At 65.9% G+C, this 17,159-nt stretch carries 12 protein-coding genes and 2 pseudogenes; 10 read left to right on the plus strand and 4 right to left on the minus strand.

The window, feature by feature from the left end; translation table 11 throughout:
* Nucleotides 1-252: 252 nt before the first annotated feature.
* The 3 genes and pseudogenes from N5C91_RS25285 to bglX form a co-directional block, all read left to right on the plus strand.
* Nucleotides 253-960: pseudogene (locus tag N5C91_RS25285) on the plus strand (ScpA family protein); the annotation flags it as partial.
* Nucleotides 961-1,223: 263 nt separating this feature from the next.
* Nucleotides 1,224-2,264: an SMC-Scp complex subunit ScpB gene (gene scpB, locus N5C91_RS25290; RefSeq protein WP_236198525.1), complete on the plus strand. Its 1,041-nt coding sequence runs from the start codon at nucleotides 1,224-1,226 to the stop codon at nucleotides 2,262-2,264.
* A gap of 205 nt (nucleotides 2,265-2,469) precedes the next feature.
* Entirely contained in the window at nucleotides 2,470-4,767 is a 2,298-nt protein-coding gene (bglX, locus tag N5C91_RS25295; RefSeq protein WP_236198855.1) for a beta-glucosidase BglX, read from the plus strand.
* 61 nt (nucleotides 4,768-4,828) lie between these two features.
* On the opposite strand, the gene N5C91_RS25300 is transcribed toward bglX, so the two are convergent.
* Nucleotides 4,829-5,608, minus strand: coding sequence for a hypothetical protein (locus N5C91_RS25300; protein WP_279832829.1), 780 nt, complete (start codon nucleotides 5,606-5,608; stop codon nucleotides 4,829-4,831).
* Between the two features lie 153 nt (nucleotides 5,609-5,761).
* Here N5C91_RS25300 and N5C91_RS25305 point away from each other — a divergent pair, with 153 nt between their 5' ends.
* The gene (locus tag N5C91_RS25305; protein ID WP_024766417.1) at nucleotides 5,762-5,944 is read left to right on the plus strand and encodes a DUF1289 domain-containing protein; all 183 of its coding nucleotides are present in this window, start codon (nucleotides 5,762-5,764) and stop codon (nucleotides 5,942-5,944) included.
* A gap of 116 nt (nucleotides 5,945-6,060) precedes the next feature.
* Here N5C91_RS25305 and gap read toward each other — a convergent pair.
* Nucleotides 6,061-7,047 (minus strand): annotated as a pseudogene (gene gap, locus N5C91_RS25310) (type I glyceraldehyde-3-phosphate dehydrogenase); the annotation flags it as partial.
* Between the two features lie 128 nt (nucleotides 7,048-7,175).
* Between gap and edd the strand changes: the two are divergent.
* The 3 genes from edd (at nucleotide 7,176) to N5C91_RS25325 (ending at nucleotide 11,199) form a co-directional block, all read left to right on the plus strand.
* Nucleotides 7,176-9,002 carry a phosphogluconate dehydratase gene (gene edd / locus N5C91_RS25315; protein ID WP_279832834.1) on the plus strand — a complete coding sequence of 609 codons (1,827 nt, stop codon included), beginning with the start codon at nucleotides 7,176-7,178 and terminating at the stop codon, nucleotides 9,000-9,002.
* A gap of 122 nt (nucleotides 9,003-9,124) precedes the next feature.
* Nucleotides 9,125-10,123 carry a glucokinase gene (locus tag N5C91_RS25320; RefSeq protein ID WP_279832837.1) on the plus strand — a complete coding sequence of 333 codons (999 nt, stop codon included), beginning with the start codon at nucleotides 9,125-9,127 and terminating at the stop codon, nucleotides 10,121-10,123.
* A 239-nt stretch (nucleotides 10,124-10,362) separates the two neighbouring features.
* Nucleotides 10,363-11,199, plus strand: coding sequence for a D-hexose-6-phosphate mutarotase (locus tag N5C91_RS25325; RefSeq protein WP_236171016.1), 837 nt, complete (start codon nucleotides 10,363-10,365; stop codon nucleotides 11,197-11,199).
* 79 nt (nucleotides 11,200-11,278) lie between these two features.
* Here N5C91_RS25325 and N5C91_RS25330 read toward each other — a convergent pair whose 3' ends face one another.
* On the minus strand, nucleotides 11,279-12,136 hold the full coding sequence (locus N5C91_RS25330; protein ID WP_236171015.1) for a MurR/RpiR family transcriptional regulator: 858 nt from the start codon (nucleotides 12,134-12,136) through the stop codon (nucleotides 11,279-11,281).
* 185 nt (nucleotides 12,137-12,321) lie between these two features.
* Here N5C91_RS25330 and zwf point away from each other — a divergent pair, with 185 nt between their 5' ends.
* The 3 genes from zwf to N5C91_RS25345 are packed head-to-tail and all read left to right on the plus strand — an operon-like array spanning nucleotide 12,322 to nucleotide 15,159.
* Complete coding sequence (gene zwf / locus N5C91_RS25335) at nucleotides 12,322-13,791, plus strand: glucose-6-phosphate dehydrogenase (RefSeq protein ID WP_236171014.1); 1,470 nt, start codon at nucleotides 12,322-12,324, stop codon at nucleotides 13,789-13,791.
* Nucleotides 13,778-14,494: a 6-phosphogluconolactonase gene (gene pgl / locus N5C91_RS25340; protein ID WP_236171013.1), complete on the plus strand. Its 717-nt coding sequence runs from the start codon at nucleotides 13,778-13,780 to the stop codon at nucleotides 14,492-14,494. The genes zwf and pgl overlap by 14 nt, the downstream gene beginning before the upstream one ends.
* A gap of 17 nt (nucleotides 14,495-14,511) precedes the next feature.
* Nucleotides 14,512-15,159: a bifunctional 4-hydroxy-2-oxoglutarate aldolase/2-dehydro-3-deoxy-phosphogluconate aldolase gene (locus N5C91_RS25345; RefSeq protein ID WP_138520581.1), complete on the plus strand. Its 648-nt coding sequence runs from the start codon at nucleotides 14,512-14,514 to the stop codon at nucleotides 15,157-15,159.
* Between the two features lie 151 nt (nucleotides 15,160-15,310).
* Here N5C91_RS25345 and N5C91_RS25350 read toward each other — a convergent pair whose 3' ends face one another.
* Entirely contained in the window at nucleotides 15,311-17,143 is a 1,833-nt protein-coding gene (locus N5C91_RS25350; protein ID WP_279832845.1) for an ABC transporter ATP-binding protein, read from the minus strand.
* Between the last annotated feature and the right edge of the window lie 16 nt (nucleotides 17,144-17,159).

Below are 17,159 nucleotides of genomic sequence, written 5' to 3' on the forward strand. Positions count from 1 at the left end.
GGACAGAGTCCGCTCCTACGCACAGGCGTGCCGAGTGCGCTGCGAATCCGCCAAAAGCCCCTCGCACGGCTGGCAAAAGCAGGGATAATGCCGCTTTCCCCCCCTGAGCCTGACGAGTGGCCGATGAGTGACCTGACCGAGCCGGAAGCCCCTGCCGCCGCCCCTGAATACCAGGTGCCGGTGCAGCTGGCGCTCGTCTACGGCGAGGCCCTGACGGAGATGCCGCAGGACCTGTACATCCCGCCGGATGCCCTGGAAGTCTTCCTCGAAGCCTTCGAGGGCCCGCTCGACCTGCTGCTCTACCTGATCCGCAAGCAGAACATCAACATCCTCGACATTCCGGTTGCGGAGATCACCCGCCAGTACATGGGCTACGTCGAGCTGATGAAGTCGGTGCGCCTGGAGCTGGCCGCCGAGTATCTGGTGATGGCCGCCATGCTCGCCGAGATCAAGTCGCGCATGCTGCTGCCGCGCTCGGCCGAGGCCGAGGAGGAAGAGGACGACCCGCGTGCCGAGCTGATTCGTCGCCTGCAGGAATACGAACGCTTCAAGAAGGCTGCCGAGGACCTCGACGAGCTGCCGCGCCTGGGCCGTGACTACGTGGTGCCGACCATCGCTGCGCCGGATGCGCGGGCGCGCCGGTTGCTGCCGGAAGTCGACATGCAGGAGCTGATGCTGTGCATGGCCGAGGTGCTGCGCCGCGCCGACCTGTTCGAGAGCCACCAGGTCACCCGCGAGATGCTCTCTACCCGCGAGCGCATGAGCGAGATTCTCGAACGCCTGAAGGGCGAGGGTTTCGTGCCATTCATCACGCTGTTCCGGGTCGAGGAAGGCAAGCTTGGCGTGGTGGTGACCTTCATGGCGGTGCTGGAGCTGGTCAAGGAACAACTGGTGGAGTTGGTGCAGAACGAAGCTTTCGCCCCCATCCACGTGCGCGCCCGCAGCGAAGTGCAGGAAGGCGCCGCGCGCTTCGGCGAAGCGTCGGAGGAGGTGCTGGAAGAAGGCGACGAAGACGTCTTCGAACCCCGCGAGGAAGCACCGGCCGAGCTGACCTTCGAGGATGGCCATTTCGATGGTCCGGAGGACGAGTCGACGCTCGATCAGGAACTGGACGGCGAGCCGGAAGAAGAGCCGCGCTGAACCGCCAGCGTTGCCCTGGCGGCGCGCTTTGAGTAGCTTTCCCGCCTGAACGGCCCATCCTTCTATCTGACCCGAGCGCTCCGATGAACCTCTCCGACCCGCAAGAACTGGCGACCCTGCTCGAAGGCATCCTCCTGGCTGCCGGCAAGCCCATGTCGCTGGAGCGCCTTGGCGAGCTGTTCGAGGAAGCCGAACGGCCGGAGCCACAGCAGTTCCGCGACGCGCTGGCGGTGCTGGGGCTGTCCTGTTCCGGTCGGGCCTTCGAGCTGAAGGAGGTTGCTACTGGCTACCGCCTGCAGGTGCGCGAGAAGTTCGCGCCGTGGGTCGGCCGTTTGTGGGAAGAGCGCCCGCAGCGCTATTCCCGTGCGCTGCTGGAGACCCTGGCGCTGATTGCCTACCGCCAGCCGATTACACGTGGCGAGATCGAGGAAATCCGTGGCGTCGCAGTGAACACCCAGATCGTCAAGACGCTGATGGAACGCGAGTGGATCCGCATCGTCGGCTACCGCGAAGTCCCCGGCCGCCCGGCCATGCTCGCCACCACCCGGACCTTCCTCGACTACTTCAACCTGAAGAGCCTGGAGGAGTTGCCGCCGCTGGCCGAGCTGAAGCTGATGGAGCCCGAGCCGCAGCCGATCCTCGAGGACATGGCGCCGGTCGCCAGCCTGCCGAGCCCCGAGGAATACGACGAGGACTACATTCCGCCGTCCCTGCAGGCCCTGGCCGACCAGGCGGTGCGTGATGCCGGCGAGGAGCCGGAGCCCGCGCCGCCGGAAGAGCCGAAGGAAGAGACCAGTTTCCGCAGCCTGCTCGCCGAGCTGGACGAGATGGAGCAGGGCCTGAAAACCGACTTCGACGACCTCATCGACCGCCCGCCGAGTGACGACGAAGACAGCGGTGTGGATGCCGATTTCAGCGGCGTCCACGGCCTGCCCGAAGTCGCGTCCGACAACGAGGATGCCGGCGCTGCCGAGCATGCTGCGCCGGTAGAGCCTGCCGCGCTGCCTGAGCCCGCGCCCCAGCCACCGGCCGCCGCGCCGGAGGATGAGTGGGACGAGGAACGCGCGCTGCGCGAGGCCATGCGCGAGGAAATGGAGTTCAACCGGCTCAATCGCGACCATTGAGTTCCATTCAGCGGCGTTTTCCAGCCGTTCGGTGATTGACTTCCGCCTTCGGCGCGACGACCTTATGTGCCGCGTTTGCAAGGCGCAGGCGGCAACACCCGGGGATGCCGCCCGATCAACCGCCCTGACGACGTCTCTCGACAACATTCCACAGTGACCTGGCGCCTCGCGCAGGCCGCTGAGTACCCATATGAAAAGAACTCCAATCAGCCGTATCTGCTGGCTCGGCCTTCTGCTGGGCCTGAGCAGCGCTTCGCTTTCCGCCGCCCAGGCGCCTGCCGCCGCACCCGCCGTGCCGCTGGCCGGCCAGTCCAAGGAAGTCTTCCTCGACAGCCTGATGCAGCGCATGACGCTGGAAGAGAAGATTGGCCAGCTGCGCCTGGTCAGTGTCGGGCCGGACCATCCCAAGCCGGTATTGCTGAAGGAAATCGCCGAGGGCACCACCGGCGCGGTGTTCAACACCGTGGTCCGTCCGGGTATCCGCGACCTGCAGGACGCGGCGATGAAGAGCCGTCTGAAGATTCCGCTGTTCTTCGCCTACGACGTGGTTCACGGCCACCGTACCGTGTTCCCCATCGGCCTGGGCCTGGCGGCAAGCTGGGACCTCGCCGCCATCGAACGCAGCGCCCGCGTCTCGGCCATCGAGGCCAGCGCCGACGGCCTCAACCTGACCTATTCGCCCACCGTCGACATCGCCCGCGATCCACGCTGGGGTCGAGTCTCCGAAGGCTTCGGCGAAGATGCCTGGCTGACCAGCAAGGTCGCCGCCGCGGTGGTCAAGGGCTACCAGGGCAAGGGCCTGAACCAGCCGCAAACCATCATGGCCGGGGTCAAGCACTTCGCCCTGTACGGCGCCGGCGAAGGCGGCCGCGACTACAACACCGTGGACATGAGCCCGCAGCGCATGTTCCAGGACTACCTGCCGCCGTACCGCGCGGCCATCGACGCCGGCGCCGGCGCGGTGATGGTCTCGCTCAACAGCATCAATGGCGTGCCGGCCACCGCCAACAAGTGGCTGCTGCAGGACCTGCTGCGCAAGCAGTGGGGCTACAAGGGCCTGACCCTCAGCGACCACGGCGCAGTGCTGGAGCTGATCAAGCACGGCGTAGCCGCCACCGAGCGCGACGCCACCCAGGCGGCGATCAACGCCGGCGTCGAAATGAACATGAACGACGACCTCTACGGCAAGCACATGCCCGAGCTGCTCAAGGCCGGGCTGATCAGCCAGGACGAGATCGACCGCGCCTGCCGCGACGTGCTCGCCGCCAAGTGGGACATGGGCCTGTTCCAGGACCCGTACCGTTACCTGCAGGGCAAGGACCCGGTCGACACCGACGCCGAAGACCGTCTGCACCGCGCCGACGCCCGCGAGATCGCGCGCAAGGGCATGGTCCTGCTGAAGAACCAGGGCGGTGTGCTGCCGCTCAAGCGTGACGGCGTGATCGCCCTGATCGGCCCGCTGGCCGACAGCAAGCGTGATGTGATGGGCAGTTGGTCCGCCGCCGGCAAGGCCTTCCAGGCCGTGACCGTGCTCGAAGGCATGGGCGCCGCCACCCGTGGCCATGCCGCGTTGCTCTATGCCAAGGGCGCCAACGTCACCGACGATCCGGAGATCGTCAAATACCTCAACGAGTACAGCGATGACGTGAAGGTCGACTCGCGCAGCCCGAAAGCCATGATCGACGAAGCCGTCGAGAAGGCGAAGATGGCCGACGTGGTGGTGGCTGTGGTCGGCGAGTCCCAGGGCATGGCCCACGAGGCCTCGAGCAAGACCAACCTGCATATCGCGCAGAGCCAGATCGAGCTGCTCAAGGCCCTCAAGGCCACCGGCAAGCCGCTGGTGCTGGTGCTGATGAACGGCCGGCCGATGGACCTGCGCTGGGAAAGCGCCAACGCCGACGCCGTGCTGGAAACCTGGTTCAGCGGCACCGAGGGCGGCAACGCCATCGCCGACGTGCTGTTCGGCGACTACAACCCGTCGGGCAAGCTGACCATGACCTTCCCGCGCTCCGTGGGCCAGGTGCCGATCTACTACAACCACCTGAACACCGGCCGCCCGTTCGACCACGAGCACCCGAACAAGTACACCTCGCGCTACTTCGACTCGGAGAACGGCCCGCTGTACCCGTTCGGCTACGGCCTGAGCTACACCGACTTCAGCGTCTCCGAGGTGAAGCTGTCGGGCAGCAAGTTGAAGAAGGGTGACCAGCTGACCGCCAGTGTGACCGTGAAGAACACCGGCAAGGTCGCCGGCGAAACCACCGTGCAGCTCTACCTGCGCGACGTCGCCGCGTCCATCAGTCGTCCGGTCAAGGAGCTCAAGGGCTTCGAGAAGATCCTGCTGCAGCCGGGTGAGTCGAAGGTGGTGCAGTTCCCGATCCGCGAGGAAGACCTGCGCTTCTACGACAGCCAGCTGCGCTACGCCTCGGAGCCGGGCGAGTTCAAGGTCTACGTCGGCCTGGATTCGGACAACGTGAAGGAGCAGAGCTTCACGCTGCTCTAAGCGTCAACCGCTGCTGCAAACGAAAACGCCACGGCTGGTTCAGCCGTGGCGTTTTTCTTTGTCAGGCGGCGTTGCCGAGCCTCCGCGATCGCCAGCCGATCAGCCAGCGCACTGCGCCCTGTACCAGCACGGCCAGCAGCGCCGCCTCGGCAAAGCTGGGCAGAGTTTCGTTGTCCGGCAGGCGCAAGACCAGCCACAGGCAGAACGCCGCGAAGGCCGGGCGCCCGCTGACCATGCCGCGCAGCAGGGCGATGACGAAGCCTGCGCCATGCAGGCGTTGCGACGACACGCAGAGCACGATGGAGAGCAACGGAAACACCGCCAGCAATCCGCTCCAGCTCGGGCCAGCCCAGCCGGCGAGGGCGGTGACGGCCAGCGTCAGCAGCGCGCCGGTAAGCATGCGCAGGCCCAGTTCGAAGCGGCCCAGTGGAGCGATGGCGGCGCTCGGCTCGGCACGCGGCATGAATAGCTGACTGGTCAACGCGCCCACGGCCGCCGCGAGCAGCGCCCAGACGGGCAGGGCAGGCAATTGTGTCAGTGCCCAACCGGCCACCAGCCAGGCAAGCATGGCGCCGGTCAATGCCAGCGGCCATCCATGGCGCCGACAGATCCAGGCGTAGGCGAAATTGAACGCCTCGGCGGCGAAGATCGCGGCCAGCGCGAGCAGCGCGGCGTGGGCGCCGAACTCGCGGCCATGCTCCACGCTGATCAGGTAGAGGATCGGCCCGGCGATGGCGGGCAGGGCGGCCAGGCAACCGGCCACCGCTGGACCCCACCAGCGCCCGGAGAGCGAGACCAGCAGCAGGAACAGCGGGACCAGGGTGAGCTTGAGGGCGAGCATGGACGAGGTCGGAAAGGCGTGGAGGGCGGATTCTAGCGCGTCGATTGGCCGGATTGATGGCGCCGATGGGGAAATCGAGTTGGACCTTGGCGCCGCCCCGGTGTCCATTGTGCAGGCCCACTGACGTTCACCCATCGAGTCGAGAGGAAGTCCGTGAAGAGTCCGTGCATCAAGGTCTGCGAGTTCGAAGAGGGCATCTGCCTGGGCTGTGGCCGCAGCCGCGAAGAAATCAAGGCGTGGAAGCGCGTCGATCATCTCGGCCAGGAAGCGATCCGCGCCGAGGCCGACATGCGCCTGCTGGTGCTGGAGGCGCAGGGCAAGCGGCTTTATCGCTGATCGGCGTTCGGCGTGGCGGCTGTTCGCGAGCAAGCTCGCTCCTACGAAGAGCCCGGACTGCAGACCTGTAGGAGCGAGCTAGCTCGCGAACCTCGCTTCACCCCCGCGCCGCAACCCATCGCCCGCGCCGTATCCAGCATCCGGTTGGAAAACCCCCACTCGTTGTCGTACCAGGCCATCACCTTCACCAGCCGCCCATTCACCCGCGTGTGGCTGGCGTCGAAGATGGCCGAGCGCGGGTCATGGTTGAAGTCCACCGAGACCAGCGGCAGGCGATTGAAGCCGAGGATCGGTGAGCGTTCGCCGGCTCGTTCCATCAGCTCGTTGATTTCCTGCGCGCTGGTATCGCGGCCGACCTGCACCGTGAGGTCCACCAGCGAGACGTTGATTACCGGCACCCGCACCGCCAGGCCCGTCAGCTTGCCGGCCAGCTCCGGCAGCACCAGGCCCACCGCTTCGGCGGCGCCGGTTTTCGTCGGGATCATCGACTGGGTGGCCGAGCGCGCCCGGTACGGGTCGCTGTGGTAGACGTCGGAGAGACTCTGGTCGTTGGTGTAGGCGTGGATGGTGGTCATCAGCCCGTGCTCGATACCCAGCTCGCGCTGCAGCACCTGGGCCACCGGCGCCAGGCAGTTGGTCGTGCAGGAAGCGTTGGAGACGATCTGGTGTTCGGCGCGCAGGATGCCTTCGTTGACGCCGAAGACCACCGTCGCGTCGGCACCCTGACCCGGCGCCGAGATCAACACCTGGCGCGCGCCGGCCCGCAGGTGTGCGGCGGCCTTGTCGCGGGAGGTGAAGAGGCCGGTGCATTCCAGCACGATATCCACTCCCAGGGCTTTCCACGGCAGCTGCGCCGGATCGCGGATGGCCGTGACGGCAATCACGTCGCCCTCTACCCTGAGACTTTCGGCGTCATGCTCGACCTGGCCGGGAAAGCGTCCGTGCACGCTGTCGAACTGCAGCAGATGGGCGTTGATCGCGGCGTCGCCGAGGTCGTTGATCGCCACCACTTGCAGGTGCTGGCGATAGCCGTCCGAGTAGAGCGCGCGGAGTATGTTCCGACCGATGCGGCCAAATCCGTTGATTGCCAGGCGTATAGTCATTGAGGTCGTCTCTTTTCTTTTGTTGTGGTAAAAACCATTAAATTTCCACGCCGTTGAAAAGTAAACGCCTTGGAATAAACAATTATGTTGTAAAAACAACAACTGATAGTCTGTAGGAGAATGCTGCCATGCACCCCCGTGTGCTTGAAGTCACCCAGCGTATCCAGGCCCGCAGCGCGGCCACGCGACAGCGCTACCTCGACCTGGTCAAGGCAGCCGCCACCAAGGGCCCGCACCGTGGCACGCTGCCCTGCGGCAACCTCGCCCACGGCGTTGCGGCCTGTGGTGATTCCGACAAACAGGCGCTGCGGCTGATGAACCAGGCCAACGTCGCCATCGTCTCCGCCTACAACGACATGCTCTCCGCGCACCAGCCGCTGGAGCGCTTCCCCGAGCTGATCAAGGACGCCCTGCGGCAGATCGGTTCGGTCGGCCAGTTCGCCGGCGGCGTGCCGGCCATGTGCGACGGCGTGACCCAGGGCGAGCCGGGCATGGAGCTGTCTCTGGCCAGCCGCGATGTGATCGCCATGGGCACCGCCATCGCGCTGTCGCACAACATGTTCGATGCCGCGCTGTGCCTGGGTGTGTGCGACAAGATCGTTCCCGGTCTGCTGATCGGCTCACTGCGTTTCGGCCACCTGCCGGTGGTGTTCGTGCCCGCCGGGCCGATGCCCACCGGCATCTCCAACAAGGAGAAGGCCGCGGTGCGCCAGCTGTTCGCCGAAGGCAAGGCCACCCGCGAGGAACTGCTGGCTTCGGAAATGGCCTCCTACCACGCGCCGGGCACCTGCACCTTCTATGGCACCGCCAACACCAACCAGTTGCTGGTGGAAGTGATGGGCCTGCACCTGCCCGGCGCTTCCTTCGTCAACCCGAACACCCCGCTGCGCGACGAACTGACCCGCGAAGCCGCCCGCCAGGCCGCGCGCCTGACCCCGGAGAACGGCCAGTTCTTGCCCATGGCGGAGATCGTCGACGAGAAGGCCATGGTCAACTCGGTGGTGGCACTGCTGGCCACCGGCGGCTCGACCAACCACACCCTGCACCTGCTTGCCATCGCCCAGGCCGCTGGCATCCAGCTGACCTGGCAGGACATGGCCGACCTCTCCGAGATCGTGCCGACCCTGGCGCGCATCTATCCCAACGGCCAGGCCGACATCAACCACTTCCAGGCGGCGGGTGGCATGTCCTTCCTGATCCGCCAGTTGCTCGATGGCGGCCTGCTGCATGAAGACGTGCAGACCGTGATGGGCAAGGGCCTGCGCCGCTACCTGCAGGAACCCTTCCTCGACGACGGCAAGCTGGTCTGGCGCGAAGGCCCGGCGGCGAGCCTCGACGAGAACATCCTGCGCCCCATCGACAAACCCTTCTCCCCGGAAGGCGGTCTGCGCCTGATGGAAGGCAACCTCGGCCGCGGCGTGATGAAGGTCTCCGCCGTTGCTGTGGAGCACCAGATCGTCGAGGCACCGGTGCGCATCTTCCACGACCAGTCGAGCCTGGCTGCAGCCTTCAAGGCCGGCGAACTGGAGCGCGACCTGGTGGCTGTGGTGCGTTTCCAGGGTCCGCGCGCCAATGGCATGCCGGAGCTGCACAAGCTCACACCGTTCCTCGGCGTGCTGCAGGACCGCGGCTTCAAGGTCGCGCTGGTCACCGACGGGCGCATGTCCGGCGCGTCCGGCAAGGTGCCGGCGGCCATCCACGTGTCCCCGGAAGCGCTCAATGGCGGCCCGTTGGCCAAGCTGCGCGACGGCGACGTAGTACGCGTCGACGGCACCACCGGTGAGCTGCGTGTGCTGGTGGATGCGGCGGAATGGGAAGCGCGCCCGCTCGTCGAGACTCCGGCCATTGATAACCTGGGCATGGGCCGCGAGCTGTTCGCCTTCATGCGCAACGCCTTCAGCCCGGCAGAGCAGGGCGCCTGCAGCTTTACGGCTGAGCTGAACGGCCCGAGCTGACTGTTGCAGCGCCCCGTGCGAAGGGATTGTCTGTCCATCGCGCGGGGCGTTTTCGGTGCTGGCCTATGCTGGCATGATTCCGCGCCGCACCCTTTCACCCAACTTCCAGGCCCGAGCCCGCAATGAACTCCAGCAAAGCTCACTCCGTCTCGAACGGTTTCGCCCTGGTCGGCGACATCGGTGGCACCAATGCCCGCTTCGCCCTGTGGCGCGGTGAAGTCCTCGAATCCATCGAGGTCCTGGCCTGCGCCGACTATCCGCGCCCGGAAGATGCCGTGCGCGATTACCTGCAGCGTATCGGCGAGCCGCTCTCCGCCGTCGAAAATGTCTGCCTGGCCTGTGCCGGGCCAGTCGGCGCCGGCGACTTCAAGTTCACCAACAACCACTGGGTCATCCAGCGCGATGCCTTCCGCGCCGAGCTGGGCCTGAGCCACCTGCTGCTGGTGAACGATTTCAGCACCATGGCCTGGGCGGCCTCGCGGCTGTCGGAAGAACATCTGGTGCAGGTGCGCCCCGGCAAGGTGCTGGAAGGCCGCGCCAGGCTGATCATCGGCCCCGGCACCGGCCTGGGCGTTGGCAGCCTGATGCCGCTGCCGAACGGTGGCTGGGAAGTGCTGCCCTGCGAGGGCGGCCACGTCGACCTGCCGGTGACTTCCGAGCGCGACTTCGCGATCTGGCAACTGCTGCGCGAGAAATACGGGCACGTCTCTGCCGAACGCGTGCTTTCCGGCAGCGGCCTGGAAAACCTCTACCGCATGAGCTGCCAGCTCGATGGCGTGGAACCGAAATGCGCCACCGCCGCCGAGATCGGCGAGCGCGCCATGGCCGGCGATGCCTACGCCGACGCGGTGCTCGAGCACTTTTTCCTCTGGCTGGCGCGGGTCGCCGGCAACGCCGTGCTGACGGTCGGCGCGCTGGGCGGCGTGTACATCACCGGGGGCATCGTCCCGCGCTTCCTCGAACGCTTCCAGCGCAGCGGCTTCGTCGAGGCGTTCCGCACCCGCGGCAAGACCAGCGGACCTTATCTCGAGCCGGTTCCGGTGTGGGTCATGACGGCGGATCATCCGGGCCTGTTCGGCGCCGGCGTCGCTCTTGAGCAGGCCTTGCGAGATCAGGGCTGAGCGCTCCTTTCACTTCAGGCTCCCCTTTGTGATGTCCCCAGGGCTGCCGGGTCGCTCTGGTGAACGGTTGGTGCAAATCTGCTGCATCCCGATGACGGGCCTTTTTCATTGGCGTGGGCGCTGCGCGTGACTAGGCTTTGCGAGTAGAATCGCGGCCTTTTCTGTAAGATGTAGTGAAACTACAGAGATCTTCACGCCCCGGAATGTCCGGGCAGGGATTGGATCAGGACATTCGGACCATGCTCGAGCATCCGCTGCAGCGCTTTTTTCATTCCATGCGGGCCAAGCGGCCCTTCGACTGGGTGCGCTTCCAGCGTCGCGACCTGTTGCTCATCGATCACCCGCAATGCCAGGCCGTTTTCAGCCGCCAGGGTGCGCAATTGCTGCACTTCCAGCCGCGCGGCGCGCGCCCGCTGCTGTGGTGCTCCAGCCAGTGGCCGAGCCTGAGCACGGCGCCGATCCGTGGCGGTATTCCGGTCTGCTGGCCGTGGTTTGGCAGCCATCCAACGGAGGCCGACTGGCCTCAGCATGGCTGGGCGCGCCAACGCGAATGGCGGATGCTCGACGCCTGGGCTGACGATCAGAAGGCGGTAGTCAGTTGGCAGCTGGATATCGAGGACTGGCATGTGCGCCTGGAAGCGCGCCTGGGCCAGGACCTGGACATCGAACTCTCCAGCTACCACGAGGACGACAGCGACTGCCTGTTCAGCTTCGCCCTGCAGCCCTACTGGCGCGTGGGTTCGCTGCGTCGCTCGGTGGTCCACGGGATGGAGCTGGACGGCAAGGCCAGCGGCCTGCCCAACACCTGGGCGCCGCGGGGCGCGGTCAAGCAGGTGCTCTACAACACCGGCTCCCTGGTGCTGGAGGATGCCGGCTGGCAACGCCGCCTGCGCATCGACAAGAACACCAGTGCCGGCAGTGTCATCTGGCACCCGGGCAGCCGGACAGTCGAGCAGGTGGAGCCGGGCGAGGCGGAACGCTTCCTCTGCATCGGCGCCGCCGGCTACCGCGCCGGCGGGCTGATCCTCGCCCAGGGCGAGCGGATGCTGCTGAATCTGCGCGCCGGGCTGGTCTGACCCGGCCGGATTACGCCGACTTCCCTGTAGGAGCGAGCAAGCTCGCTCCTACCATTCCGCTCAGCCCTCGCAGGCGGCCTCAGCTTTCCTCGTCGAGCTGGTAGCGCGTCGGCACCAGGCTCTCCTTGATCTTGCGCAGGTGCGGCTGGAAGTCCACGCCGCGGCGCAGAGTCACGCCGGTGGCGAGCACGTCGAGGACGGTCAACTGGATGATTCGCGAGGTCATCGGCATATAGATGTCGGTGTCCTCCGGCAGCGGAATGTCCAGGCTCAGGGTGCTGGCGCGGGCGAGTGGCGAGTTCGCGGCCGTGAGGCCGAGTACCGAGGCGCCGTTCTGCCGCGCCAGGTGTGCCACATCGACCAGCTCGCGAGTGCGCCCGGTGTAGGAGATCACCACGAACAGGTCGCCGGTATGTGCCACCGAAGCGATCATGCGCTGCATCAGCACATCGCTGTGGGCCGACACTGCCAGGTTGAAGCGGAAGAACTTGTGCTGCGCATCGAGCGCCACGGAGCTGGAGGCGCCGAGGCCGAAGAAGTGAATCTGCCGGGCCTGGATCAGCAAGTCCACGGCGCGGTCGATCAGCTTGGGGTCGAGCAGCTTGTGGGCGCTGTCCAGCGAAGCGATGGTGCTGCTGAATATCTTGCGGGTGTAAGCCTCCGGACCATCGTCGGCGGCCACTGCCTGGGTCACGAAGGCTGCGCCGCTGGCCAGGCTCTGCGCCAGCTGGATCTTCAACTCCGGGTAGCCGCTCATGCCGAAGGAGCGACAGAAACGGTTCACCGTCGGCTCGCTGACGCTGGACGCCTGGGCCAGCGCGGCGATGCTGAAGCGCGTGGCTTGCTGCGGGTCGTGCAGGATCACCTGGGCGACCTTGCGCTCGGCCTTGTTCAGCTCTTCCAGTCGGCTCTGGATCTGCTCCAGCAGGTTCTTCATCCGTGCTCCTTGGTAATCGACGGTTGACCGGATAGGGCCGGCCAGCGGCGCTATCCTAACTTCAGGCCGGCAGGCGACCAACAACGGCGCGAGGCTGGAAAAATATGTTGTTTAATTACTACATATTTGTCTTAATGCCGGCGTAGAAGGCTAACTATCGTTCAAAATTTGGTTGGTAACAACAAATGCCTGAAGTCCGCGTTCTGCCCTGCACTCTCGCACTGTTTGGCGCCCTGGGTGATCTCGCCCTGCGCAAGCTGCTGCCGGCGCTCTATCAGCTCGATCGCGAAGACCTGCTGCACCGCGACACCCGCATCCTTGCCCTGGCCCGCGACGACGGCGCCAGCGAAGAGCCCCTGGCGACCATCGAGCGCCGCCTGCGCCAGGCCGTGCCGGCGAAGGAGTGGGACGAAACCGTCTGGGCGCGCTTCCAGGCGCGCCTGCATCACCTGAGCTTGGATTTCCTCGATGCCGGCTCCTACCAGGCGCTGGCCGAGCTGGTGGGTGACGAGAAGACTCTGGTTGCCTACTTCGCTACCGCTGCCTCGGTGTTCGGTAGCATCTGCGAGAACCTTGCCGCCGCCGGTCTTGCCGAGCGCACCCGGGTGGTTCTGGAGAAGCCCATCGGTCACGACCTGGAGTCGTCCCGTGCGGTGAACGACGCCGTAGCGCGCTTCTTCCCGGAAAATCGCATCTATCGGATCGACCATTACCTGGGCAAGGAGACGGTGCAGAACCTCATTGCACTGCGCTTCGCCAACAGCCTGTTCGAGACCCAGTGGAACCAGAACCACATCTCCCATGTGGAGATCACCGTGGCCGAGAAGGTCGGCATCGAAGGCCGCTGGGGTTACTTCGACAAGGCCGGCCAGCTGCGCGACATGGTGCAGAACCACCTGCTGCAACTGCTCTGCCTGATCGCCATGGACCCGCCGGCGGACCTCACCGCCGACAGCATCCGCGACGAGAAGGTGAAGGTGCTGCGTGCGCTCGAGCCCATCGCCCCGGAGCAACTGGCGACCCGCGTGGTGCGTGGCCAGTACACCGCCGGCTACATCGACGGCAAGGCGGTGCCCGGCTACCTGGCCGAGGAAAACGCCAACACCAACAGCGATGCCGAGACCTTTGTCGCCCTGCGGGTGGACATCCGTAACTGGCGCTGGTCCGGCGTACCGTTCTACCTGCGTACCGGCAAGCGCATGCCGCAGAAGCTGTCGCAGATAGTGATTCACTTCAAGGAACCGCCGCACTACATCTTCGCCCCTGAGCAGCGTTCGCTGATCAGCAACCGGCTGATCATCCGCCTGCAGCCGGACGAAGGCATCTCCCTGCAGGTAATGACCAAGGACCAGGGCCTGGGCAAGGGCATGCAACTGCGCACCGGCCCGCTGCAACTGAATTTCTCTGAAACCTTCCAGACCGCGCGGACGCCGGACGCCTACGAGCGGCTGCTGCTGGAAGTCACGCAAGGCAGCCAGAACCTGTTCGTTCGCAAGGATGAAATCGAGGCCGCCTGGACCTGGTGCGACGGCCTGATCGACGGCTGGGGCCGCCTGGGCGAGGAGCCCAAGCCCTATCCGGCCGGAAGCTGGGGACCACAGGCTGCGGTTGCCCTGATCGCCCGCGACGGGAGGGATTGGTATGGCGATCTTTGAACCCAAACTGGCTGAAGGCATGGCCTGGAAAACCTGGAACAACGCCGCCGAGCAGGCTCGCGGCCTCGCCGAAGCGGTAGCCGACGCGCTGCGCGAGGCATTGATCGAACGCGGCCGCGCGCTGCTGGTGGTGTCCGGCGGGCGCAGCCCGGTGGCCTTCCTCGAAGCCCTGAGCGGTGCGGTGCTGGACTGGTCGAAGGTGGCCGTGAGCCTCGCTGATGAGCGCTGGGTGCCCGAGTCGCACCCGGACAGCAACGCCGGATTGCTGCGCCGTCACCTGTTCCGGGGAGCGGCGGCCAAGGCGCAGTTCATCGGCCTGTATCAGCCGGCGAGCAGCCTGGAGGAAGCGGCGGACAAAGCCGATCGCCATCTGCATGAACTGTCGCTGCCCATCGATGTGCTGGTGCTGGGCATGGGCGACGACGGTCATACCGCGTCGCTGTTCCCTGGCAGCGCCAATCTGCTCGAGGCGCTCGACCCGGCCGGTACGCGCCGTTGCCTGCCGATGTGGGCGCCGAGCGTGCCGCACCAGCGCCTGACCCTGACCCGCGCCGTGCTGCAGGGCGCGCGGGTGCAGATCCTGGCCATCCAGGGCGAATCCAAGCTCGCCACGTTGAGCCAGGCGCTCAGCGACAACGATGACCAACGCATGCCAATCAATGCATTCCTGCGTTCACCTCTTTCGATCCACTGGTGCCCCTGAGGCACGGAGTTACCGCAATGTCTGAACAACACATCCAGCAGATCGATGCCCTGGCGCAGCGCGCGCGCATCCTGCCGGTGATCACCATCGACCGCGAGGCGGACATCCTGCCCATGGCGGATGCCCTGGCGGCGGGTGGTATCACCGTTCTGGAAGTGACCTTGCGGACGTCGCTGGGCCTGACCGCGATTCGCCAGTTGAGCGAGCAGCGCCCGGAACTGATCGTCGGCGCCGGCACCGTACTCGACCCGGAAACCTTTGCCCAGGCAGAAGAGGCGGGGGCGAAGTTCATCGTCACCCCCGGTTGCACCGATGAGTTGCTGCAGTATGCGGTGACTCGTCCGGTGCCGCTGTTGCCGGGGGTGGCCACCGCTTCGGAAATCATGGCGGCGTACCGTCATGGCCTGCGTCGTTTCAAGCTGTTCCCGGCGAAAGTCGCTGGTGGCGTGGAGGCGCTCAAGGCTTTCGGCGGGCCGTTCCCGGACATCCGTTTCTGCCCCACCGGCGGCGTCGGCCCGGACAACCTGAATGACTATTACCGCCTGGCCAACGTGATGTGCGTGGGCGGTAGCTGGATGCTGCCCAAGGCGGCCATCGACAGTGGCGACTGGGCCACGGTCGAGCGCCTGAGCCGCGAGGCGCTGGCTCTACTGGATACACACTGAGCTGTCCTGGATTTGGACATGCCCGGCCTTGTGCCGGGCTTTTTTATGGGCGTTGGTTTTGTGCCGGGTGCTCTTCGTAGGAGCGAGCTTGCTCGCGAACAAACCCCGACTTAGGGCTGTTCGCGACAGGAGCGGGCGCGACTCCCGGGCTTCAGTCCACCCCGACAAACCCGCCCGTCTGGTGCCGCCAAAGCCGCGCATAGAGCCCGCCATGGGCCAGCAACTCGGCATGGCTGCCGCTCTCGACCACGCGGCCGTGCTCCAACACCACCAGGCGATCCATGCGCGCGATGGTGGAAAGGCGGTGGGCGATGGCGATCACTGTCTTGCCCTGCATCAGCGTCTCCAGGCTTTCCTGGATCGCCGCCTCCACTTCCGAGTCCAGCGCTGAAGTGGCTTCGTCGAGAATCAGGATCGGCGCGTCCTTGAGCAGTACGCGGGTGATCGCGATGCGCTGGCGCTGGCCGCCGGAGAGCTTCACCCCGCGTTCGCCGACATGGGCGTCGAGGCCGGAGCGGCCCTCGGCGTCGCTCAGCTGCGGGATGAACTCCGAGGCGCGTGCCTTCTGGATGGCGTCCTGCAATTCCGCCTCGCTGGCGTCCGGGCGACCATAGAGCAGATTGTCGCGGATCGAACGGTGCAGCAGCGAAGTGTCCTGGGTGACCATGCCAATCTGCGCGCGCAGGCTTTCCTGCGTTACCTGGGCGATGTCCTGGCCGTCGATCAGGATGCGTCCGCCTTCCAGGTCGTAGAGTCGCAGCAGCAGGTTGACCAGGGTCGACTTGCCGGCGCCGGACGGCCCGACCAGGCCGATCTTCTCGCCGGGGCGCACGGTCAGGTCCAGGCCGCTGATCAGTCCACCACCCTTGCCGTAGCTGAAGTCCACCTGGTCGAAGCGCACTTCGCCATGCTTCACCAGCAGCGGCCTGGCGCCAGGGGCGTCGACCACCTGGCGGGGCAGGGCGATGGTCTGCATGCCGTCCTGCACCTGGCCGACGTTCTCGAAGATGCCGCCGACCACCCACATGATCCAGCCGGACATGTTGACGATGCGGATGACCAGGCCGGTGGCCAGGGCGATGGCGCCCACCGAGATCAGCGACTGGGTCCACAGCCACAGGGCCAGACCCGTGGTGCCGGCGATCAGCAGGCCGTTGAACACCGTGATGGTGACGTCCATGGAGGTCACCACGCGTCCGGCGCGCTGGGCCTTGCGGGTCTGGTCGTCGATGGCTTCGCGGGCGTAGTCCTCTTCCTGGCGCGTATGGGCGAACAGCTTGAGGGTGGTGATGTTGGTATAGCCGTCGACAATCCGGCCCATGAGTTTCGAGCGCGAGTCCGAGGCGACCACCGAGCGGTGCTTCACCTGTGGAATGAAGTAGCCCAGCGCGCCGATGTAACCGACCATCCAGAGCAACAGCGGGATCATCAGTCGCCAATCGGCCTCGGCGAACAGCACGAGGGAGCTGATGATGTAGATGAGAACGTGCCAGATCGCGTCGACCGCCTGCACGGCGGAATCGCGCAGCGAGTTGCCGGTCTGCATGATGCGCTGGGCGATGCGCCCGGCGAAGTCGTTCTGGAAGAAGCCCAGGCTCTGCTTGAGCACGTAGCGGTGGTTCTGCCAGCGGATCAGGTTGGTCATGCTGGGGTTGATGCTCTGATGCACCAGCATGTCGTGCAGGCCGAAGAATACCGGGCGCAGAATCAGCGCCACCACGGCCATCCAGATCAGTTCGCTGCCGTGCTGGGTAAAGAAGTCGGCAGGGGCGGTGCCTTGCGCGAGGTCGACGATGCGCCCCAGGTAGCTGAACAGCGCAACTTCGATCAGTGCGGCGATCAGGCCGACGAAGAGCAGGGCGAGGAAGACCGGCCAGACCTGGCGCAGGTAATAGACGTAGAAGCGGATGACGTCGGACGGCGGCATGCGCTCGGGTACGTCGCGGAAGGGATCGATCAGACGCTCGAAACGACGGTAAAGCATGATAGCTCTCGGGTTG

It is taken from the genome of Pseudomonas sp. GD03903 (genome assembly GCF_029840045.1).
Lineage (GTDB): Bacteria > Pseudomonadota > Gammaproteobacteria > Pseudomonadales > Pseudomonadaceae > Pseudomonas > Pseudomonas pseudonitroreducens.

Bases quoted from the DNA above. Each gene is read 5' to 3' on its own strand.
- scpB (WP_236198525.1), top strand. From the start codon at position 1,224: ATGAACCTCTCCGACCCGCAAGAACTGGCGACCCTGCTCGAAGGCATC.
- N5C91_RS25300 (WP_279832829.1), bottom strand. From the start codon at position 5,608: ATGCTCGCCCTCAAGCTCACCCTGGTCCCGCTGTTCCTGCTGCTGGTC.
- edd (WP_279832834.1), top strand. From the start codon at position 7,176: ATGCACCCCCGTGTGCTTGAAGTCACCCAGCGTATCCAGGCCCGCAGC.
- N5C91_RS25320 (WP_279832837.1), top strand. From the start codon at position 9,125: ATGAACTCCAGCAAAGCTCACTCCGTCTCGAACGGTTTCGCCCTGGTC.
- N5C91_RS25325 (WP_236171016.1), top strand. From the start codon at position 10,363: ATGCTCGAGCATCCGCTGCAGCGCTTTTTTCATTCCATGCGGGCCAAG.
- N5C91_RS25330 (WP_236171015.1), bottom strand. From the start codon at position 12,136: ATGAAGAACCTGCTGGAGCAGATCCAGAGCCGACTGGAAGAGCTGAAC.
- zwf (WP_236171014.1), top strand. From the start codon at position 12,322: ATGCCTGAAGTCCGCGTTCTGCCCTGCACTCTCGCACTGTTTGGCGCC.
- pgl (WP_236171013.1), top strand. From the start codon at position 13,778: ATGGCGATCTTTGAACCCAAACTGGCTGAAGGCATGGCCTGGAAAACC.
- N5C91_RS25345 (WP_138520581.1), top strand. From the start codon at position 14,512: ATGTCTGAACAACACATCCAGCAGATCGATGCCCTGGCGCAGCGCGCG.
- N5C91_RS25350 (WP_279832845.1), bottom strand. From the start codon at position 17,143: ATGCTTTACCGTCGTTTCGAGCGTCTGATCGATCCCTTCCGCGACGTA.